The following is a 16869-nucleotide window of genomic DNA, read 5'->3' as shown; positions in this document are numbered from 1 at the left end:
TGGCGGCAATTTTGGCTAAAAAACCATCGCACAGAACCCACAGGTGCTCAGGAGGAGCGTGAAGCCGTCCCTGGGGCGATGTTCGGAGCCCTGTCCCTAGCCATATGCGTGCGGCCCTCTTCTCCGGTCACGCCCGTTCGCTGCACTGCGGTGGCAGGCACCGAGGCCTTGCTGGCCAGCCATCCACTGACGATCAGCGCCTGCGCCGCATAGTACGTGGCCAGCACCCAGACCTGCGCCATCGGCAGCGGCATCACAAACCGGTTGGTGGCCAGCAGCGAGTCGCTGAGCATGAAAAACCCGGCGCCGACCGCTACGAGCAGCGACGGCGCATCGCGCAACACCGTCGCCCGGCCGATGGCCTGGGCCGCCATCAGCGCGATCACCAGCACATAGGCCGCCACCGGCGCGCGCAGTGCAGGTGGCAGGCCACCCGCCCACAGAAAGGCGTACATGGCCACGCCAATGCCCAGTGTGGCGGCCAGCGCACCCCGGTGCGGAAACCACGCTTGCCCGCTTTTGAACAGCGCCACATAGAACAGATGCGCCACCAGAAAACTCACCAGGCCCGGGATGAAGAAGCCCTGGAACATGAGGAACACATCCCCGGCCAGCGATCCGGCCAGCGCGGCCGCGAGGAGAAGCAGGGTCTTTGGGTTAAATTGGCCTCTAGCGCTTGGCGAATAAGCACTGGCAGCTACCAAAAAAAGAGCAAAAACCATCGTCAGCGGCTTGAACAGCCAATGCCATTCCATGAACCCCATCGCGCTGGTGGCGGTGGCCAGCGCGCCGCTTTGCAGCATCAGCGCCATCAGCGCGGTGATACGTCCCTGCATCACTGCGCCCAGCGACCATTGCACCGTCAGCAGCACCGCAAACCAGATGGCGTTGCGCGCCAGCGGCGCCGCATCTGCCTGCCAGAGAAAAGCCGCCACGCCCGCCAGCAGCAGCGCGAACTGCACCAGCGCAAACCACTGCGCGGCGCGCGACATCGGCGGGTGGTACAGCTGCATCTGTGCCATGCTGAAGGCGGGCTTGGGAAAGCGCTCTGCCACATCGGCAGGCCGCCAGCCCGGAGGCTTGACCCAGACCTTGAGCTTGTCGAGCCAGCTGCGCGCATGCCAGCTGTCATGTGCCAGCCCTGCGTACACCTGCGCGTTGGCCCAGAGCGGGTCCCAGCTGTTCAGCAGGCCGCGCGTGCCGTACACACACTTCTCCTGGTCGTCTTCGTCCTTGAAGGTGCCAAAGACCCGGTCCCACAGGATCAGGATGCCGCCATAGTTCTTGTCCAGATAAGCGTCGTTCACCGCGTGGTGCACCCGGTGGTTGCTGGGGCTGCAAAACCAGCGGTCAAACCAGCCGAGCTTGCCCACCTGCTCGGTGTGCACCCAGAACTGGTAAAGCAGATCGATGAGCGCCACCACTCCAAACACCAGCGGCGGCACGCCCGCCAGTGCCATGGGCACATAAAAGATCCAGCCCAGCAGCGCGCCCGAGCTGGTCTGGCGCAGCGCGGTGGAGAGGTTGTAATCCTGGCTCTGGTGGTGCACCGCGTGCGCGGCCCACAACACGGCCGATTCATGCCCCATGCGGTGCAGCCAGTAGTAGCACAGGTCGTAGAACACCAGTGCCAGCAGCCAGCCGGGCAGGCTGGTCCAGAATGCATCGTTGCGCCACAGCGCCACGTGCTCGAACAGGGCCGTGTAGATGCCGATGCGCAGCAGCCGGGTGAACACTGCGCTGGTCTGGCTCAGCATGCCCAGACTGATGCTGCTGACGGCATCGGCCAGGCGGTAGGTGTTGCGCTGCCTTCTGTAGCCCACCGCCAGTTCGATGGCGATCAGCAAAAAGAAGACGGGGGTCGCAAGGACAATGATCTGGCTGGGGCTCATTCCGCATTGTCGGTATGCCGGGTCGGGGAGGGATTAGGGAAAGAACGGGTCGAAAGATCGGAGTTTCCACGCCTTGCAGGCGTGGCCGGGTTGGTGTCTGTGCGCCCATGCGCCAGTTGCAAGGTGGCATGGCCGTTAAGCTGGGTGAAAGCTGCGCGTGCCATGATCCTCCCGCGAGCGCAAAAGGCGAGCAAGTTTGATCCTTACCATTCCGTAAAATAGAAGTCTCCGCTGGTCCCTCTCGGGTGGCCCTTTCGTTCTTTCGTCAGTGCAAGCTGACCCGCCCTTCTGTCCGCAGACTTTCGCCGCAGACAGGCGCAACCCCCCAACAAGACACATGAACAGCAGCGCGCATTGCCTGAAGGCAGCGGGCTTTGGCGCAGCTTTTGGCGCCAAGGTGGTCCTGGTAGATATTGACCTGATGCTGCCACGCGGCAGCATCACTGCACTGCTGGGCCCGTCTGGCGCTGGCAAGTCCACCTTGCTGCACGCCCTGGCCGGGCGGTACGCCGACCATCCACGCTTCACCGAATGGGGCAGCGTTGAGTACGAAGGAAGGCCGTTGGGTGAGGGCAATCGTCCGCGCCTGGTGCAGCAAAACGCCAAGCTCATGGCGGCGACCGTGTTCCATGCCTTGGCCGACCCGGTGCGTGAACGCCTGGGCCGCTCGCCCGCCGAGGTGCGGGTCTGGTGCACTGAGCTGGTCCAGCGCATGGGCGTGCCTGAGCTGGCAGCCTTGTTCGACCAGCCCACGCTGGAGCTGCCACCCGTGCTGCAAAGGGCCGTGGCCATCTTGCGCGAAGCCGTGGCCGAGCCAGCGCTCCTGATGGTGGATGAGCCCACGGCCGATCTCTCGGACTATGACGCCTATGTGCTGCTAGAACTGCTGCGTGAAGTGGCCCGCACCAGCACGCTGCTGGTGGTACTGCACAACCAGCGCCATGCCGCCAGCCTGGCCGACCGCATGGCGCTGCTGGCAGGCGGGCGGGTGCAAGAGGCGCGTGGCATGGAGGAATTTCTCTCTTCGCCCGTGTCCGCAGCGGGCCAGCAATTTGTGCGTACCGGCAGCTGCGCCGTGCCAGCGCCCGACGCCGACCCGGCCATGTTGGCAGAGGGCGTGATGCCGCCCCCGGACCTGGGCCATCTGCCCGCCCGCGTGCTCGCCACGCTGCCTGTTCCATCCACTGGTGCGCAGCAGCCCACGAACGGTAACGCGGCTCCTGCCCGCAGCGCGGCTGCGGCTTCCACCGCTGGAGCGCCCCATGGCTTTGCGTGGTTGGAGCCTGGTCGGCTTGCGGGTACCCCGCTGCCCGGGGTGGTGAACGACATGGACCATGACCTGGCAGCGCTCAAGCGCATGGGCATCAGCCGCCTGATCACCCTCACCGAACGCGATCTGCCGCAGGATGCGCTCAAGCGCCATGGCCTGGCCAACCTGCACCTGCCCATCCGTGACCACGAGGCTCCCAGCCTCGGGCAAATCCAGATGCTGCTCAAGCGCATGGAGACGCTCATGGCGCAGGGTGAGGTGCTGGCCGTCCATTGCCTGGCCGGGCGCGGGCGCACTGGCACGGTGTTGACTGCCTGGTGGATTCGCGAAGGGCTGACCGCCCAAGAGGCCCTGCGCCGCGTGCGCCTGCTGGACGCGCACTACGTACAAAGCGCCGAGCAGGAGGAGTTTCTGCAGCGCTATGAGGACGTCATCCTCCAAAAAATTGTGTAAACGACAACAAAAGAAGGAAAACTGCGATGAGTTTTGAAGTAGCACTGAGCAATGCAGCCGCCTCTGTTCCGGAGTGCGTGGCGGCCGGTTACGTGGACGTGGCATCGGGCATGCTGTTGTCCCTGAAAACGGTGGACTCTCACCCACAGCAGGTCATCGACCTGCTCGCCGCTGCCACGGCCGACATGTTCAATGGCCCCAATGTGAGCATGATCGAGCGCATGTTCAAAAAAGCGCGTGGGCTGGAGGACGACGGCTTCCACTATTTTCAGGAAATCATCGTCAACAGCGAGAACCTGATTCACGTCTTCCTGCGTGGCAAGACCAACCCCGAATACGTGGCCGTCTTCGTCTGCCGCAAGACTGCCAACCTGGGCATGGCCTTGACCAAGGCGCGCCTGACGATGCCGACGCTAGAGGCGGCGTTTTAAGCCCGTCCAGCGCGCGTGCTTTAGCTCAGGGCTCCGCGTGCATCCACCCGGATGATGCGCTCCACCGTACCCGTCGCCAAACCGCCGCGCACGCCGATCAAAAAGTCGTGAAGGTTCACCGTCGGGTCGCAATGGCCCGGGATGAGCCACAGCATGTGGCCCAGGCTGGGCAGGCGGGCGTCGGGCGCGTCGGCATACAGCAGGCCGTGTTCATCACCACCGTTGGCGTAGCGCAGGGTGCGGTCGGCGGGCAGCAGGGCTACGGTGGGGAGGCCAGAGTCGATGGCGTGGCTCTTGTGGCCTGCGTCGCACACGGCGTGGGTGTCGCGCACCGAAACCACCTGGGTCTTGACGTACAGCGCGTGTTCAAACGCGGGTTGTGCCGGTTCACGCTCGTTGCGGGCGTAGTCGGCATCCATGAACAAGAACGAGCCCGCCTGCAGCTCGCCAAACACGCCGCTGGCAGCCTCGTGCACCAGGGTGCCGGTGCCTGATCCGGTGACCAGCGGGACGTGCAGCCCGGCGGCTTCGATGAGCTGGCGCGTGTGATCCGCCGCGCGCACCACGGCGGCGATGGTCTCGCGCCGGCCCACGCTGCTGGCCAGGTGCTGCGCGCGGCCATGGTAGGCCTGCAGGCCCGCGAAACGCAGGCGGGGGCTGCGCGACACGGCCAGTGCCAGCGGTACAGCGGCTTCGCCCGGTGGCACGCCGCAGCGGCCCTGGCCTACGTCGATCTCCACCAGCACGTCGATGCCCGCATCGCTGCCGGATTGCGCCATGGCTTCGGCCAGGCGCTCAATGCCGTCGATGTGGTCCACGGCCACGCCCAGGCGCCCGCCGCGTGCCGCCAGCTGGGCGGCCAGCCGCGCCACGCGGTGCAGCTTGGGCATGGCAATGACCTGGTTGGTGATGGTGATGTCATCCACCCCACCGGCCGCCAGCGCCTCGGCCTCGGCCACCTTCTGCACGCACACACCCTGTGCGCCCGCGCGTTGTTGCAGCAGCGCGATTTCGGCACTCTTGTGCAGCTTGGCGTGGGGGCGCCAGCGCACCTGGTGCTTGCGCGCAAAGTCGGCCATGCGCTGGATATTGCGGTCCATGGCGTCCAGGTCCACCACCAGAGCGGGGGTGTCGATCAGGTCCACGCGTTGGCCGACGGTGGATTGCAATTCAGGCGTGGGTTTCATCGCGCAGGACGATTTGGTCAAGGTGTTGGGTGTCTGCCCAGCCGACGAGGGTAAGGCCGTCAGGCGTCCACAGCAGGCGGTTGATGGCGGCGTTCGCGAGTTGCCAGGTGCGCGGCGCCTGGATGTCCTGGCGCGTCGCCAGGCGGTACAACACATCGAGCACGCCGCCGTGCGCCACCATCACCACCTGCTCGCCCATATGCTGCTGCGCCAGGACGGTCACGGTGCGTTCGATGCGCTCGCGCAGCGCGACGAGCGACTCGCCACCTTCGGGTGTGTAGTGCGGATCGCGCTTGCGCCAGCGCAGCGCGTCTTCGGGCAGCTCGGCCTCGATCTCGGCAAACGTGCGGCCCTGAAAGTGGCCAAAACTACGTTCGCGCAGGCCGGTATCGGTCACCAAAGGCGCGCCCGTGGTGCGGGCCACGGCCTGGGCCGTGGCGTGCGCGCGCTGCAGGTCGCTGGTGTAGATGGCGGCAATCGGTTCACCCACCAGTGCCTGGGCGACCTGATCGGCCTGCCACAGCCCCGTGTTGTTGAGCGGAATGTCCAGGTGGCCCTGGATGCGGGTGTCCACGTTCCAGGCGGTTTCACCGTGGCGGATGGCAATGATGCGGGTAGCGTGCATGTCAGTTTTCGATGGCGTTGGATGTAGCTCGCAGCCGCTCAGGGGGATGTTTCATTTTTGCGCCAGGGGCAGGCGCACCTGTCGAGGGCCCTGGGGTGGCTTTGGAAAGCCATCGAGTGCGGCGTCAAACAGCACACCATAGACGGCCGGGTCACTCACCCACACATCTTCGTGCACGGCCGAGGTTTCGTACACCACCGCCTGGGTGTTGGCGTCGCGCATCACGATGCTGACAGCGCGGCGGTGCAGGGGCGTGGGCTCGCCAAAGCGCCACATGCCATGCACGCCCCAGCCTCTGCCATACCAGCCACCCACGCCCCAAGGGCCGGGGCCATACGCACCGTAGGGCCCGTAGGGGCTGAAAGGATCGTTGCGCGGCACCGTGTCAGCCTGCACGCCCAGTTGCACCTGCAGGCGGGGCGCGGCATCGTCGCGTTGCAGGCCGACGCGTGCCAGGGACTGTTCTGCCAGTGCGGCGATGGCGTCAAACGATGGGGTTTGCTGCGAAGGCAGGCGTTCGATGCGGTAGGTGGCAGGTGCAGGCACGGCCGCCAGGGTTGAGAAGCTCTGTACTTGCCCCTCGACCACGCGGGTGGTGCTGCAGCCTGCGAGCAAGGCGGTTGCCAAGCCCAGTACAAGAAGGGGAATCCATCGGCGTTGCGTTGTCATGGTCAGACGCTCCAGAAAAAGAAGTCTCCATGAGAGTGCCCCAGCTTGCCAGGGTTCACGACAGTTGCACCACCTGCACGCCGGGCAGCGTGGGCGAGGGCGCCACAAACTCTTCTTTGTCAAACGCCTTGTCGCCGTCTTCGCTGGCGATGCCCGTGGCCTTGGCGTTCTTGAAGTCGTACAGGCTGCCGTCCAGCAGGTGCGATGGCACCACGTTCTGCAGCGCGTTGAACATGTTCTCCACCCGGCCGGGGAAGCGCTTTTCCCATTCGCGCAGCATCTCGCCCACCTGCTTGCGCTGAAGGTTCTCCTGGCTGCCGCACAGGTTGCACGGGATGATGGGGAAGTTGCGGTGCGCAGCCCAGCGGGCGGTGTCTTTCTCGGCCACGTAGGCCAGCGGGCGGATCACCACATGCTTGCCGTCGTCGCTGACCAGCTTGGGGGGCATGCTCTTCATCTTGCCGCCAAAGAACATGTTGAGCAGCAGCGTCTGCAAAATGTCATCGCGGTGGTGGCCCAGCGCGATCTTGGTGCAGCCCAGCTCGTCGGCCACGCGGTAGAGGATGCCCCGGCGCAGGCGGCTGCACAGGCTGCAGGTGGTCTTGCCCTCGGGGATCAGCTTCTTGACGATGCTGTAGGTGTCTTCGTTTTCGATGTGGAACGGCACGCCGGTGGTGGCCAGGTATTCGGGCAGGATGTGCTCGGGGAATCCAGGCTGCTTCTGGTCGAGGTTGACGGCCACCAGGTCAAAGTGGATGGGCGCGCGGGCCTTGAGCTTGAGCAGGATGTCCAGCAGCGCATAGCTGTCCTTGCCGCCGGACATGCACACCATCACCTTGTCGCCTTCTTCGATCATGTTGAAGTCGACGATGGCCTTGCCCACCTCGCGGCACAGGCGCTTTTCCAGCTTGTGGGTTTCGCGCTCGATCTTCATGCGGGCGGCGCCGCTGGTGGCTTCGGTGCTTTCCTCCGTCCAGCCAGTGGACTGGGCGGAGCCGGTGCTGGATGTGGAGGCTTCGTTCAATACTGCGCTCATAGGGTCACCACTGTCCTGTCTCGACGCGAATGGCCACTTCGCAGTCGTCAAAAATTTCGAGTTTGGCAATCTTCACGCGCACGCCCAGCACGCCGGGCAGCTGCATCAGGCGGTTGGCCAGCTTGCCGATCAGGCTCTCCAGCAGGTTCACATGCTCTGCGGTGCACTCGTCGATGATGATCTGGCGCACGCGGCGATAGTCCAGCACATGGCCGATGTCGTCGTCGCGCGGGGCCAGCGGCTGCACGCCCAGGCTCAGTTCGGCATCGACCTGGATGGGCTGGGGGTCGGTCTTTTCGTGGTCGAGGATGCCCAGGTTGGCGTCAAAGCGCAAACCGGTGAGCGTGAGGATCTGGGTGCCTGCAGCGGTGGTCATGAATAGGTCCTGGAGTGAGCGTGCGCTCACATCAAAGAGAAATCGCGGTCAAACTTCATCAGGTGCTGGCCACCGTCGACAAGCAGCGTCGTGCCGGTCATCGACCGGTTCTCCAACGCGAACTTCACGGTGGCGGCTACATCTTCGGCCGTGGACGAGCGGCCCAGCGGCGACAGCGCATGCAGCTGCGCGAACTTTTCGTCGCTGAGCATGTGGCTCGTCAGCGTGAGGCCGGGCGCCACGCCCACCACACGCACGCGCGGCGCCAGGGCGATGGACAGCATGGTGCCCGCAGCTTCGAGTGCAGCCTTGGAGAGCGTGTAGCTCACAAAATCGGGGTTCTGGTTCCAGAGCTTCTGGTCGAGCAGGTTGACCACGGCGCCTTGTGCATCGGCCTCGCCCTGGGCAACGCGGTCGGCCACATGCTGGTGCAGCGCCTGGGCCAGCAGCACGGGAGCGGCGGTGTTGCTGCGCAGGTGTTTTTCGAGCGCGGCAAAGCCGAAGGTGGCGGCGTTGTCGTGCTCGAACAGCGAGGCGCTGTTCACCACCGCATCCACACGGCCAAAGTGCGCCACCACGCGGGGCAGCAGGCCACGCACGGAGGCCTCGTCCTCAAAATCAGCATCAAAATGGGCGCTAGCGCTTGTCAGTTGTGCGCAAGCAGCTACTGTATCGATAGCGTCCTGCTCCGACGAGCGGTAGTGCACCGCCACCTGCCAGCCGCCTGCCGCCAGGGCCAGCGCAATGCTGCGGCCCAGGCGTTTGGCGGCGCCTGTGACCAGAACGGTGCGTGGATGGGTGGGGGTAGACATGTGGGCTGGGAGACAATGCGGGCCGTGACCCAAAGACCCGACAGTTTAACGACCGCCCTGCACCAGCACATCACCCAGGCCATTGCCGCCGAGGGCGGATGGCTGGGTTTTGACCGCTTCATGGCCTTGGCCCTGTACACGCCCGGCCTGGGCTACTACGCCAACGATTCCACCAAATTCGGCGCCATGCCCGAGTCCGGCAGCGACTTTGTGACCGCGCCCGAGATGACGCCACTGTTCGGCCAGACGCTGGCCGTGCAGGTGGGCGAGGCGCTGGCGCAGACCGAAACCGATGAGGTCTGGGAGTTTGGCGCGGGCTCGGGCGCGCTGGCACTGCAGCTGCTGGATGCCCTGGGCGACCAGGTGCAGCGCTACACCATCGTCGATCTGTCGGGCAGCCTGCGCGCGCGCCAGCAGGCCAAGCTGGTGGCGCACGCCCACAAGCTGCGCTGGGTGGATGCGCTGCCCGAAACGTTCAGCGGCGTGGTGGTGGGCAACGAGGTGCTCGATGCCATGCCCGTGCAACTGCTCGCGCGCCACGGTGGCCAGGCGGATGGCGTGTGGCACGAGCGCGGTGTGGTGGTAGAGGACGACGGCAGCTTTGCCTGGGCCGACCGCCCCACCGACCTGCGCCCACCCGTGGACATCGAAGGGCCCCAGGACTACCTGACCGAGATCCATGCCCAGGGGGAAGGCTTCATCCGCACCCTGGTGGACCGGCTCACGCGCGGCGCGGCCTTTTTGCTGGACTACGGCTTTGGCGAGGCCGAGTACTACCACCCCCAGCGCCACATGGGCACCGTGATGTGCCACCAGGGACACCTAGCCGATGGCGACCCGCTGGTGGCGGTGGGTTTGAAGGACATCACGGCCCACGTCAACTTCACCGCCATGGCGCTGGCCGCGCAGGAGGCGGGCCTGAACGTGCTGGGCTACACCACGCAGGCGCATTTCCTCATCAACTGCGGCTTGCTACCAAAAATGGAGCTGCTACCGCAAGCCCAACGGGCGACAGCGGCCAAATTGATCATGGAGCACGAGATGGGCGAGCTGTTCAAGGTGCTGGCCGTGGGCGCGGGCGAGGCGTGGGAGCCGCTAGGATTCAGCCACGGAGACCGTTCGCACCGACTCTGACCGCCTGCTGCTGCGCTACCCATGTTCCGCTGGCTCCTCGTCATCCTCCTGGCCCTGATGTTCATCAGCTGGCTCACACCGCTGCTGCGCCGCCTGGGCTTTGGGCGCCTGCCGGGGGACTTCCGGTTTCGCTGGCTGGGGCGCGACTGGGATGTGCCGCTGGCGTCCACGCTGCTGCTGAGCTTCGTGGTCAGCCTGATCACCAAGCTGTTGTAACGGGCCGCAGCTGGGCGGCTACCCCGCCGCCTGCAATGCGTCCAGAAACGCCTTGCGCCACCAGTGCACGTCGTGCTCGCGGATGCGCGCCATGAGCTTCTGGTGGCGCGCCTGCCGCTCCACCAGCGGCATCTGCAATGCCTGCTGGATGCTGTCGGCCATGCCTTGGGTGTCGTAGGGGTTCACCAGCAGCGCTTCTTTCAGCTGCTCGGCCGCACCGGCAAAGCGTGACAACACCAGCACGCCCGGGTCGTCCGGGTCTTGCGCCACCACGTACTCCTTGGCCACCAGGTTCATGCCGTCGCGCAGTGGCGTGACCAGCCCCACGGCGGCGGCGCGGCACAGGCCCGGAACCCGCTTGCGGGCCACCATGCGGTGGATGTAGCGCACGGGCATCCAGTCCAGTTCGCCGTAGTCGCCGTTGACAGCGCCACACAGACCTTCCAGCTCCTGGCGCAGGTCGGCATAGGCGTTGACGTCGTCGCGCGTGGGCGAGGCGATCATGATGAGCGTGGCGCTGTCGCGGTTTTCCGGGTAGCGGTCCAGCAGTTCGCGAAAGGCCCGCACACGTTGCGGAATGCCCTTGGAGTAGTCGAGCCGGTCAATGCCCAGCAGCAGGCGCCTGCGTGAATACTCGTCGCGCATGTTCTCGTAGGTTTCCACCGCGTCGGGCGCGTGCGTGAGGCGTGTGAATTCGTCCACGTCGATGCCGATGGGAAAGGACTGCACCACCACGGTGGCTCCAAAGGCGCGCACGCGCTTTTCGTCCACCTCTTCCGCGCTGCCTTCGTTGCGCACATAGCGCGTGAAATGCGACACGTCGGCCTCGCTCTGCAGGCCCACCAGGTCGTAGGCGAACAAAGAGCGCATCAGCCACTCGTGCTGCGGGATGGCCGCCATGATGAGCGGCGGCGGCATGGGAATGTGCAGAAAGAACCCGATGCGCTGCTTGCAGCCCATGGCCCGCAGCTCGGCCGCCAGCGGGATCAGGTGGTAGTCGTGCACCCAGATCACATCGTCGTCGCGCAACAAAGGCAGCAGCTTGCGCGCAAACATCTGGTTCACGCGGCGGTAGCCCGCGATGTAGCTGGCGTTGAAGTCGGCCAGGTCCAGGCGGTAATGGAATACCGGCCAGAGCACGCTGTTGCTGTAGCCGTGGTAGTAGCTGTCGTGGTCTTCGCGGCACAGGTCCACGGTGGCCAGGGTGACGGCACCTGCCTGCCGGGTGTGCAGTTCGCCCTCGCCGGGTGTGCCGTCTTCGACCACGGTGCCGCTCCAGCCGAACCAGAGGCCCCCGGTCTGGTTCAGGGCCTCGCCCAGGGCGACGGCCAGGCCGCCGGCGGCGGGTTTTCGGGGGTCTGCAAGGCGGTTGGAGATAACAACAAGACGGCTCATGGGTTGATCATCGTTGTGGATCGCCCCGGGCCGTTGTCGGACAGTGCCTCAAATCACGCTGTCCCAGGGGGCCGACAGGCGCACGGCGGCGTTGATGACGCCCACCATGGAGTAGGTTTGCGGGAAGTTGCCCCACATTTCCTGGGTCTCGGGGTGTGTGTCTTCGGACAGCAGGCCCAGCGGATTGCGGGCGGCCAGCATGGTCTCGAAGATGGCGCGGGCCTCGGCCTTGCGGCCAATGCGCGCCAGCGCGTCGATGCGCCAGAAGGTGCAGATGTTGAAGGCCGTCTCGGGCTTGCCGAAGTCGTCGGCCGCCTCGTAGCGGCGCATGTAGGGGCCATCGCACAGGCTCTTTTCCATGGCCTCCACGGTGCTCACAAAGCGTGGGTCCTTGGGGTCGATCAGGCCCACCTCGGCCATCAGCAGCACGCTCGCGTCGAGTTCATGGCCGCCAAAACTCTCGGCGAACGCCTGGCGCGCTTCGCACCAGGATTTGTCGAGGATCTCGGCGCGCATGCGGTCGGCATGCTGCTGCCAGTGGCTGGTACGGTCGGCCAGCTGCAGGGTGGCGGCGATCTTGGCCAGCCGGTCGCAGGCTGCCCAGCTCATCAGCGCGGACGAGGTGTGCACCCTGGCGCGCGTGCGCAGCTCCCACATGCCGGCGTCGGGCTGGCCATACACGCGCACCGCGTTCTCGCCCACCTGTTCCAGCCGCGTGAATTCGGCCGGGCCCGCGCGGTGCAGCAGGCGGTGGTCGTGAAAGGCCTGGGCCGCGCCCAGCACGATGTTGCCGTACACATCGTGCTGAAAATGCTCGGCCGCCTGGTTGCCCACGCGCACCGGGCCCATGCCGCGGTAGCCCGCCAGCTGCGGCACAAGGCTCTCGGGCAGTTCTTGCTCCAGGCCAATACCGTACAGCGGCTGGATGTGGCCATCGCCGCCTTCCACCACCACGTTGCTCAGCCAGCGCAGGTAGTCCTCCATGGTGCCCGCTTCGGAGATGCTGTTGAGCGCGCGCACCACAAAAAACGCATCGCGCAGCCAGCAGTAGCGGTAGTCCCAATTGCGGCCGCTGTGGGCGGACTCGGGGATGCTGGTGGTCATGGCGGCCACGATGGCGCCGGTGTCTTCATACAGCGAAAGCTTGAGCGTGATGGCCGCGCGGATCACGGCCTCCTGCCACTCCAGCGGCACGGCCAGAGCGCGGGTCCAGCTGCGCCAGTAGGAGGTGGTCTCCTGCTCAAACAGGCGCGCGGTGTCGGCAATGCCCTCCACCAGCGTCTCGTCCGCCCCCAGCAGAAAGTTGTGTTCGCGTGTGAGCACAAATGCCTGGCCCGACAGCACATGCGACACCGGCGCATCGGTGGACAGGCGCAGCGTCATGCCCTCGCCCACGTAGCGGATGTGGTTGCTGCCGCGTGTGATCTCGGGGGTAGTCTGGCCCCAGTCGTAGCGCACCTTGAGCGCCACACGGATGCGCGGCGCACCCTGGATGGGGCGCACCCGGCGCACCAGCGTCATGGGGCGAAAGTAGCGCGAGCGGCTGTAAAAGCGCGGCGCAAAATCGGTGATCTCGATGCCGTGACCCGCCTTGTCAAACAGCTGCGTGCGCAGGATGGCGGTGTTCGGCTCGTACCACTGGTGGGCCGATGCCAGGTCTTCCAGTTCGATCGCGAAGTGGCTGCCTTCGTCGCCGGGCTGCAGCAGGGCGTTGAACACCGGGTCGCCATCAAAACGGGGCAGGCAGCACCACACCATGCGGGCGTGGTTGTCGATCAGTGCGCTGATGGCGCAGTTGCCGATCATCCCGAGGTTGAGTGAGCCCGCTTGGGGATCGTTGGCTGCCGTGTTCATCGTTCGCGCTCCAAGGTCGTGCGTGCAGAAGACAGCCAGCCGCGCAAGGCGGCGGATGTCATGCAGCGGTGTTGTGCCATGGTCGGCCCTTCGCCCACCTTGATGCCCCAGCCGCCCAGTGCCTGAACTGCGGCAAAGCCAGCCTCATCGGTGACGTCATCTCCCACAAAGACTGGGGTACGCCCGGCAAAGGGGGCCTGTGTCATGAAATCGAGAATGGCCTGGCCTTTGTGGACGCCCCGGGGCTTCACTTCAAAGACACATTTGCCGCGCAGCAGTTCCACACCCTCCACCTGCTGCATGGCGCGCACGAGGGTGTCGTGGCACAACCCTTCCAGGTGGGGGGCCTGGCGGTAGTGCAGGGCCACGCTCGCGCGCTTGGGCTCTACCAGCAACCCCGGATAGTGCGCCGCAAGGTCGTACGCAGCCCGCAGAACGTTCTCCAGGTCTGGCGGCAGAACGGCAGGGTGGGATGTGTCGGTCAGTCGGTATTGGGCACCATGCTCGCTGGCCAGCGGCAGGTGCAGCGGGGCCAGAAATCCGTCGATGTCGGCCTCAGGCCGCCCGGTCACGATGGCCAGCGCGCCGTCCAAGTGGGTGTACAGCGATGACAGCGTGGGGACCAGCCCGGAAGCGATGCGCACCGCCTCGGGGCGCGGCGCCAGCTCGGTGAGCGTGCCGTCAAAGTCCAGAAAAAGCGCATGGGCAGTTGTCAGAAGGGGGAGCAGCTGCATGGGCGAAACCTTATCAGACGCGGTGAAGCTGACCCGGGTGAAAGGGTGTTTCAGCGCTGGTAAACGCGCGCAAGGTGTGCGACGGGGTGCAACATCAAGACCTCAGGACTGCTAGGCCCGCTCTTGAAACGCCCGGCTTGTGCCGCCATGTGTAAGAACCTGTTGCGATCCCCGAAAAGATCTTGAACAGGTTCTAAGAGGCCCGCTTTTTGCTCACACCGATTGCCGCACCATGACCGAAGCCCTGCACATCGTCTGCCCCCATTGCCACACCACGAACCGCGTGCAGCGCGCCGACCTGGGCAACGCGCCCGATTGCGGAAAGTGCCATCAGCGCCTTTTCGCGGGGGCGCCGCTGGAGCTGGATGCCACCAGTTTTGACAAGCATGTGGTGCGCAGCCACATCCCCGTGCTGGTGGACTTCTGGGCGCCCTGGTGCGGGCCTTGCCGCCAGATGGCCCCGGCCTTTGCGCAGGCCGCCCGCGAGCTGGAGCCGCGTGTGCGCCTGGCCAAGCTCAACACCGAAGACCACCAGGCCATCGCGGCGCGCTATGCGATCCGCAGCATTCCGACCATGATTTTGTTTCAGCAGGGGCGCGAAGTGGCGCGCGTTTCGGGCGCGCTGGGGGCTGCGGACATCGTGCGCTGGGTGCGAACAGCGGCAGTTTAAAAAAGACAGGCGCCTCAACGAATTCCGAGTGCCCGGTCCAGTGACACGTTGCCTGCGCCGCGCCCCACCAGGTACAGCATCAGCCCCGCCCATGACAGGTGCGTGGGCCAGGCATCGGGGTACACGAACACCTGGATGACCAGCGTCATGCCCAGCAAGGCCAGGGCCGACAGGCGCGTGAGCAGGCCCAGCACCAGAAGAACAGGGAACAGATGCTCTGCCACGGTGGCCATCTGCGCCGCCAGCTCGGGTGGCAGCAGGGGCAGCTTGTACTCATCGCGGAACAGCGCATAGGCGCTGTCGGAGATGGTGAACCACCCCTCGACTTTGGTGCGCGCTGAAAGCCAGAAGATGCCTGCAATTGCCACGCGGTTGACCATCGCCAGCAGGCTGTGCGGGGTGAGCGAGGTGGCTGCATCGGCCAGGCGCGTCAATAGCTTGCGCTGGCCTTTGGCGGGTGCAGTGGGGAAATGTGTGCTGGTGGTCATCAGGGGCTCCTTGGCCTCGGGGTGAATTGGTGTGAGTCGGTGGGTATCAATGCACCTGCGTCCAGCAGGGTGCCCATCAGGGCCGCAAAGTCTGCGGTGGGCTCGGCCGCAAGGGCTGAAGTGGCGGCGGCCTCCAGCGTCTGGCCTTGGGCGCAGGCGTCCAAAAAGGCCACTCCGGCGCGCGACAGTGGGCGCCACGTCACGGGTGCGTGGGGCCGGGTGAGCAAGGCCCCATCGCCGGTCCAGTCCAGCGGCTCTGTGGGGAGCAGACCTTCGCGGTGGCTCTGCCACAACGCGTAGGCGGGATGCTCGTCGCACCAGGCCCAGCGTGCGGCGGGGTGGGGGCGCAGTTGCACCAGGGGCAATGTATCGGGCGCCTGCTGTGCCAGCCAGTTGCGGTCCACTGCGGTGGCGTCTGCCGCCAGATGGCATTCGGTCCAGCAGCGGTCCAGGCGTGCCACGGCCGGCAGGTAAGGCAGCTCGGCCGCTGGTGCAAAACCGGCCAGAAAGTCAGCGAACTCCGCGCCGTAGTCCATCAGCAGTCCGTCAGCCGGCGGCTGCGTGCGGGCATACACCGCAGCGGCGGCGCGAAACCATTCTTCGCCCACCAGCTGGCACACCGTGGGGTAGCTGGCCTGCAGGGCATCAATGCAGCCCTTGAGCACGGTGTTGCGGTACACGGCAAAGCCGGGCTGGGATTCCAGCGCAGACAGCCACGGTGCGTGCTCGGCATGGCCGAACAACGCGGCAGAGAAGCCGTCCTGGAATGCGCTCAGCTGCATGCTGCCTCCTCGGGCTGCGCCGCTGTGAGCGCGTTGTGGGCCTTGTCGCGCTCGGCCAGCAGTTCGCTGAAGGCGGGTAGATTGTCGTCGCGTTCGATGAGGGTGGGCACGGGACCTGTGCGCGCGATCACCTGCTCGTACAGCGCCCACACCACCGGGGCGATGGACGCGTCGTGGCTGTCGATCAGCAGGGCATCGCCATGCACCGGGTCGGCATGGTGGCCCGCCAGGTGGATTTCGGCCACGGCGTGCAGGGGAAAGGCGTTGAGGTAGGTCAGCGCGTCAAAGCCCAGGTTGTTGGCACTGACGTACACGTTGTTCACGTCCAGCAGCAGGGCGCAGCCAGTCCGCTGCACCAGCTCGGTCAGAAATTCGGTCTCAAGCCAGTCGTGGCCGTCGATGTGCAGGTAGTGCGTGGGGTTCTCGATGGCGATGGGGCGCTGCAGCGCATCCTGCGTTCGGGCGATGTTGTCAGCGATGCGCTGCAGGGCCGCGTGCGTGCGCGGAAACGGCAGCAGGTCGGGCAGGTACTGCCCGCGCCAGGTGGACCATGCCAAGTGCTCCGAGATGATGGCTGGCTCCACCCGCCTTGCAAGGGCTGCCAGTCGCGCCAGGTGTGCCGCGTCGGGCGGTGCATCGGCAGCAAGCGACAGCGATACGCCGTGCAGCGCCACGGGGTGGCGAGCGCGGATGGCCTCCAGCCAGGCCAGGCGGGGGCCACCCTCGGCCAGATAGTTTTCGGGGTGCACCTCCCACCACAGACCCGTGGCGGTGCAGTGCAGCGCCTCGTCATAGTGCTGGGGCTTGAGGCCCAGGCCAGCGGTGAGAGGGCACAGGGCCATCGG

Annotated in this window: 18 protein-coding genes; 5 read left to right on the top strand and 13 right to left on the bottom strand. The window is 65.8% G+C overall.

Features of this window, described 5'->3' with window-relative positions:
* Positions 1–47: 47 nt before the first annotated feature.
* The gene (locus NFX52_RS10495) at positions 48–1892 is read right to left on the bottom strand and encodes a lysoplasmalogenase family protein (protein ID WP_055396400.1); all 1845 of its coding nucleotides are present in this window, start codon (positions 1890–1892) and stop codon (positions 48–50) included.
* Positions 1893–2229: 337 nt separating this feature from the next.
* Between NFX52_RS10495 and NFX52_RS10490 the strand changes: the two genes are divergently transcribed.
* Together NFX52_RS10490 and NFX52_RS10485 are read left to right on the top strand one after the other, a co-directional pair.
* On the top strand, positions 2230–3615 hold the full coding sequence (locus NFX52_RS10490) for a phosphatase domain-containing putative toxin (protein ID WP_055396402.1): 1386 nt from the start codon (positions 2230–2232) through the stop codon (positions 3613–3615).
* 26 nt (positions 3616–3641) lie between these two features.
* The gene (locus tag NFX52_RS10485) at positions 3642–4046 is read left to right on the top strand and encodes a hypothetical protein (RefSeq protein ID WP_055396404.1); all 405 of its coding nucleotides are present in this window, start codon (positions 3642–3644) and stop codon (positions 4044–4046) included.
* Between the two features lie 20 nt (positions 4047–4066).
* On the opposite strand, the gene NFX52_RS10480 is transcribed toward NFX52_RS10485, so the two are convergent.
* Genes NFX52_RS10480 through NFX52_RS10455 form a run of 6 tightly spaced genes read right to left on the bottom strand, consistent with a single transcriptional unit; the run spans position 4067 to position 8751 of the window.
* Positions 4067–5233, bottom strand: a complete 1167-nt coding sequence (locus tag NFX52_RS10480) for a DSD1 family PLP-dependent enzyme (RefSeq protein ID WP_207401915.1) — start codon at positions 5231–5233, stop codon at positions 4067–4069.
* Positions 5217–5858 (bottom strand): histidine phosphatase family protein, encoded by a 642-nt coding sequence (locus NFX52_RS10475; protein WP_055396408.1) that lies wholly within the window; start codon positions 5856–5858, stop codon positions 5217–5219. Before NFX52_RS10475 ends, NFX52_RS10480 begins: the two co-directional genes overlap by 17 nt.
* A 51-nt stretch (positions 5859–5909) precedes the next feature.
* Positions 5910–6527, bottom strand: a complete 618-nt coding sequence (locus NFX52_RS10470; protein ID WP_055396410.1) for a DUF4136 domain-containing protein — start codon at positions 6525–6527, stop codon at positions 5910–5912.
* Positions 6528–6582: 55 nt separating this feature from the next.
* A complete protein-coding gene (ttcA, locus tag NFX52_RS10465) occupies positions 6583–7563 on the bottom strand; it encodes a tRNA 2-thiocytidine(32) synthetase TtcA (RefSeq protein WP_055396412.1) in 981 nt (326 codons plus the stop codon).
* Between the two features lie 4 nt (positions 7564–7567).
* A complete protein-coding gene (locus tag NFX52_RS10460; protein ID WP_055396414.1) occupies positions 7568–7939 on the bottom strand; it encodes a dihydroneopterin aldolase in 372 nt (123 codons plus the stop codon).
* A gap of 26 nt (positions 7940–7965) precedes the next feature.
* A complete protein-coding gene (locus NFX52_RS10455) occupies positions 7966–8751 on the bottom strand; it encodes an SDR family oxidoreductase (protein WP_055396416.1) in 786 nt (261 codons plus the stop codon).
* Between the two features lie 15 nt (positions 8752–8766).
* On the opposite strand from NFX52_RS10455, the gene NFX52_RS10450 reads away from it, so the two are divergent.
* Positions 8767–9885: a class I SAM-dependent methyltransferase gene (locus NFX52_RS10450; protein ID WP_207401911.1), complete on the top strand. Its 1119-nt coding sequence runs from the start codon at positions 8767–8769 to the stop codon at positions 9883–9885.
* A gap of 21 nt (positions 9886–9906) precedes the next feature.
* On the top strand, positions 9907–10101 hold the full coding sequence (locus tag NFX52_RS10445) for a DUF2905 domain-containing protein (RefSeq protein WP_055396419.1): 195 nt from the start codon (positions 9907–9909) through the stop codon (positions 10099–10101).
* Between the two features lie 18 nt (positions 10102–10119).
* Here the strand turns inward: NFX52_RS10445 and otsA are convergent, their stop codons facing one another.
* The 3 genes from otsA to otsB are packed head-to-tail and all read right to left on the bottom strand — an operon-like array spanning position 10120 to position 14084.
* On the bottom strand, positions 10120–11496 hold the full coding sequence (gene otsA / locus NFX52_RS10440; RefSeq protein WP_055396421.1) for an alpha,alpha-trehalose-phosphate synthase (UDP-forming): 1377 nt from the start codon (positions 11494–11496) through the stop codon (positions 10120–10122).
* Positions 11497–11544: 48 nt separating this feature from the next.
* A complete protein-coding gene (locus NFX52_RS10435) occupies positions 11545–13350 on the bottom strand; it encodes a glycoside hydrolase family 15 protein (RefSeq protein WP_252635630.1) in 1806 nt (601 codons plus the stop codon).
* On the bottom strand, positions 13347–14084 hold the full coding sequence (gene otsB, locus NFX52_RS10430) for a trehalose-phosphatase (protein ID WP_055396426.1): 738 nt from the start codon (positions 14082–14084) through the stop codon (positions 13347–13349). The genes NFX52_RS10435 and otsB overlap by 4 nt, the downstream gene beginning before the upstream one ends.
* 232 nt (positions 14085–14316) lie before the next feature.
* Between otsB and trxC the strand changes: the two genes are divergently transcribed.
* A complete protein-coding gene (gene trxC / locus NFX52_RS10425) occupies positions 14317–14754 on the top strand; it encodes a thioredoxin TrxC (RefSeq protein ID WP_055396427.1) in 438 nt (145 codons plus the stop codon).
* A 14-nt stretch (positions 14755–14768) separates the two neighbouring features.
* Here trxC and NFX52_RS10420 read toward each other — a convergent pair whose 3' ends face one another.
* The 3 genes from NFX52_RS10420 to bufB are packed head-to-tail and all read right to left on the bottom strand — an operon-like array spanning position 14769 to position 16866.
* On the bottom strand, positions 14769–15242 hold the full coding sequence (locus NFX52_RS10420; RefSeq protein WP_055396428.1) for a DoxX family protein: 474 nt from the start codon (positions 15240–15242) through the stop codon (positions 14769–14771).
* Positions 15242–16024 carry an HvfC/BufC N-terminal domain-containing protein gene (locus NFX52_RS10415; RefSeq protein ID WP_055396431.1) on the bottom strand — a complete coding sequence of 261 codons (783 nt, stop codon included), beginning with the start codon at positions 16022–16024 and terminating at the stop codon, positions 15242–15244. The genes NFX52_RS10420 and NFX52_RS10415 overlap by 1 nt, the downstream gene beginning before the upstream one ends.
* Entirely contained in the window at positions 16015–16866 is an 852-nt protein-coding gene (bufB, locus tag NFX52_RS10410) for an MNIO family bufferin maturase (RefSeq protein ID WP_055396432.1), read from the bottom strand. Before bufB ends, NFX52_RS10415 begins: the two co-directional genes overlap by 10 nt.
* Between the last annotated feature and the right edge of the window lie 3 nt (positions 16867–16869).

Source organism: Acidovorax facilis (genome assembly GCF_023913775.1).
In the GTDB taxonomy this organism is placed as follows: domain Bacteria; phylum Pseudomonadota; class Gammaproteobacteria; order Burkholderiales; family Burkholderiaceae_C; genus Acidovorax; species Acidovorax facilis.
The sequence above is the reverse complement of the archived record's forward strand: the minus strand, read 5'-3'. Positions and strand labels throughout refer to the sequence as shown.

Bases quoted from the DNA above. Each gene is read 5' to 3' on its own strand.
- NFX52_RS10495 (WP_055396400.1), bottom strand. From the start codon at position 1,892: ATGAGCCCCAGCCAGATCATTGTCCTTGCGACCCCCGTCTTCTTTTTG.
- NFX52_RS10490 (WP_055396402.1), top strand. From the start codon at position 2,230: ATGAACAGCAGCGCGCATTGCCTGAAGGCAGCGGGCTTTGGCGCAGCT.
- NFX52_RS10485 (WP_055396404.1), top strand. From the start codon at position 3,642: ATGAGTTTTGAAGTAGCACTGAGCAATGCAGCCGCCTCTGTTCCGGAG.
- NFX52_RS10480 (WP_207401915.1), bottom strand. From the start codon at position 5,233: ATGAAACCCACGCCTGAATTGCAATCCACCGTCGGCCAACGCGTGGAC.
- NFX52_RS10475 (WP_055396408.1), bottom strand. From the start codon at position 5,858: ATGCACGCTACCCGCATCATTGCCATCCGCCACGGTGAAACCGCCTGG.
- NFX52_RS10470 (WP_055396410.1), bottom strand. From the start codon at position 6,527: ATGACAACGCAACGCCGATGGATTCCCCTTCTTGTACTGGGCTTGGCA.
- ttcA (WP_055396412.1), bottom strand. From the start codon at position 7,563: ATGAGCGCAGTATTGAACGAAGCCTCCACATCCAGCACCGGCTCCGCC.
- NFX52_RS10460 (WP_055396414.1), bottom strand. From the start codon at position 7,939: ATGACCACCGCTGCAGGCACCCAGATCCTCACGCTCACCGGTTTGCGC.
- NFX52_RS10455 (WP_055396416.1), bottom strand. From the start codon at position 8,751: ATGTCTACCCCCACCCATCCACGCACCGTTCTGGTCACAGGCGCCGCC.
- NFX52_RS10450 (WP_207401911.1), top strand. From the start codon at position 8,767: ATGCGGGCCGTGACCCAAAGACCCGACAGTTTAACGACCGCCCTGCAC.
- NFX52_RS10445 (WP_055396419.1), top strand. From the start codon at position 9,907: ATGTTCCGCTGGCTCCTCGTCATCCTCCTGGCCCTGATGTTCATCAGC.
- otsA (WP_055396421.1), bottom strand. From the start codon at position 11,496: ATGAGCCGTCTTGTTGTTATCTCCAACCGCCTTGCAGACCCCCGAAAA.
- NFX52_RS10435 (WP_252635630.1), bottom strand. From the start codon at position 13,350: ATGAACACGGCAGCCAACGATCCCCAAGCGGGCTCACTCAACCTCGGG.
- otsB (WP_055396426.1), bottom strand. From the start codon at position 14,084: ATGCAGCTGCTCCCCCTTCTGACAACTGCCCATGCGCTTTTTCTGGAC.
- trxC (WP_055396427.1), top strand. From the start codon at position 14,317: ATGACCGAAGCCCTGCACATCGTCTGCCCCCATTGCCACACCACGAAC.
- NFX52_RS10420 (WP_055396428.1), bottom strand. From the start codon at position 15,242: ATGACCACCAGCACACATTTCCCCACTGCACCCGCCAAAGGCCAGCGC.
- NFX52_RS10415 (WP_055396431.1), bottom strand. From the start codon at position 16,024: ATGCAGCTGAGCGCATTCCAGGACGGCTTCTCTGCCGCGTTGTTCGGC.
- bufB (WP_055396432.1), bottom strand. From the start codon at position 16,866: ATGGCCCTGTGCCCTCTCACCGCTGGCCTGGGCCTCAAGCCCCAGCAC.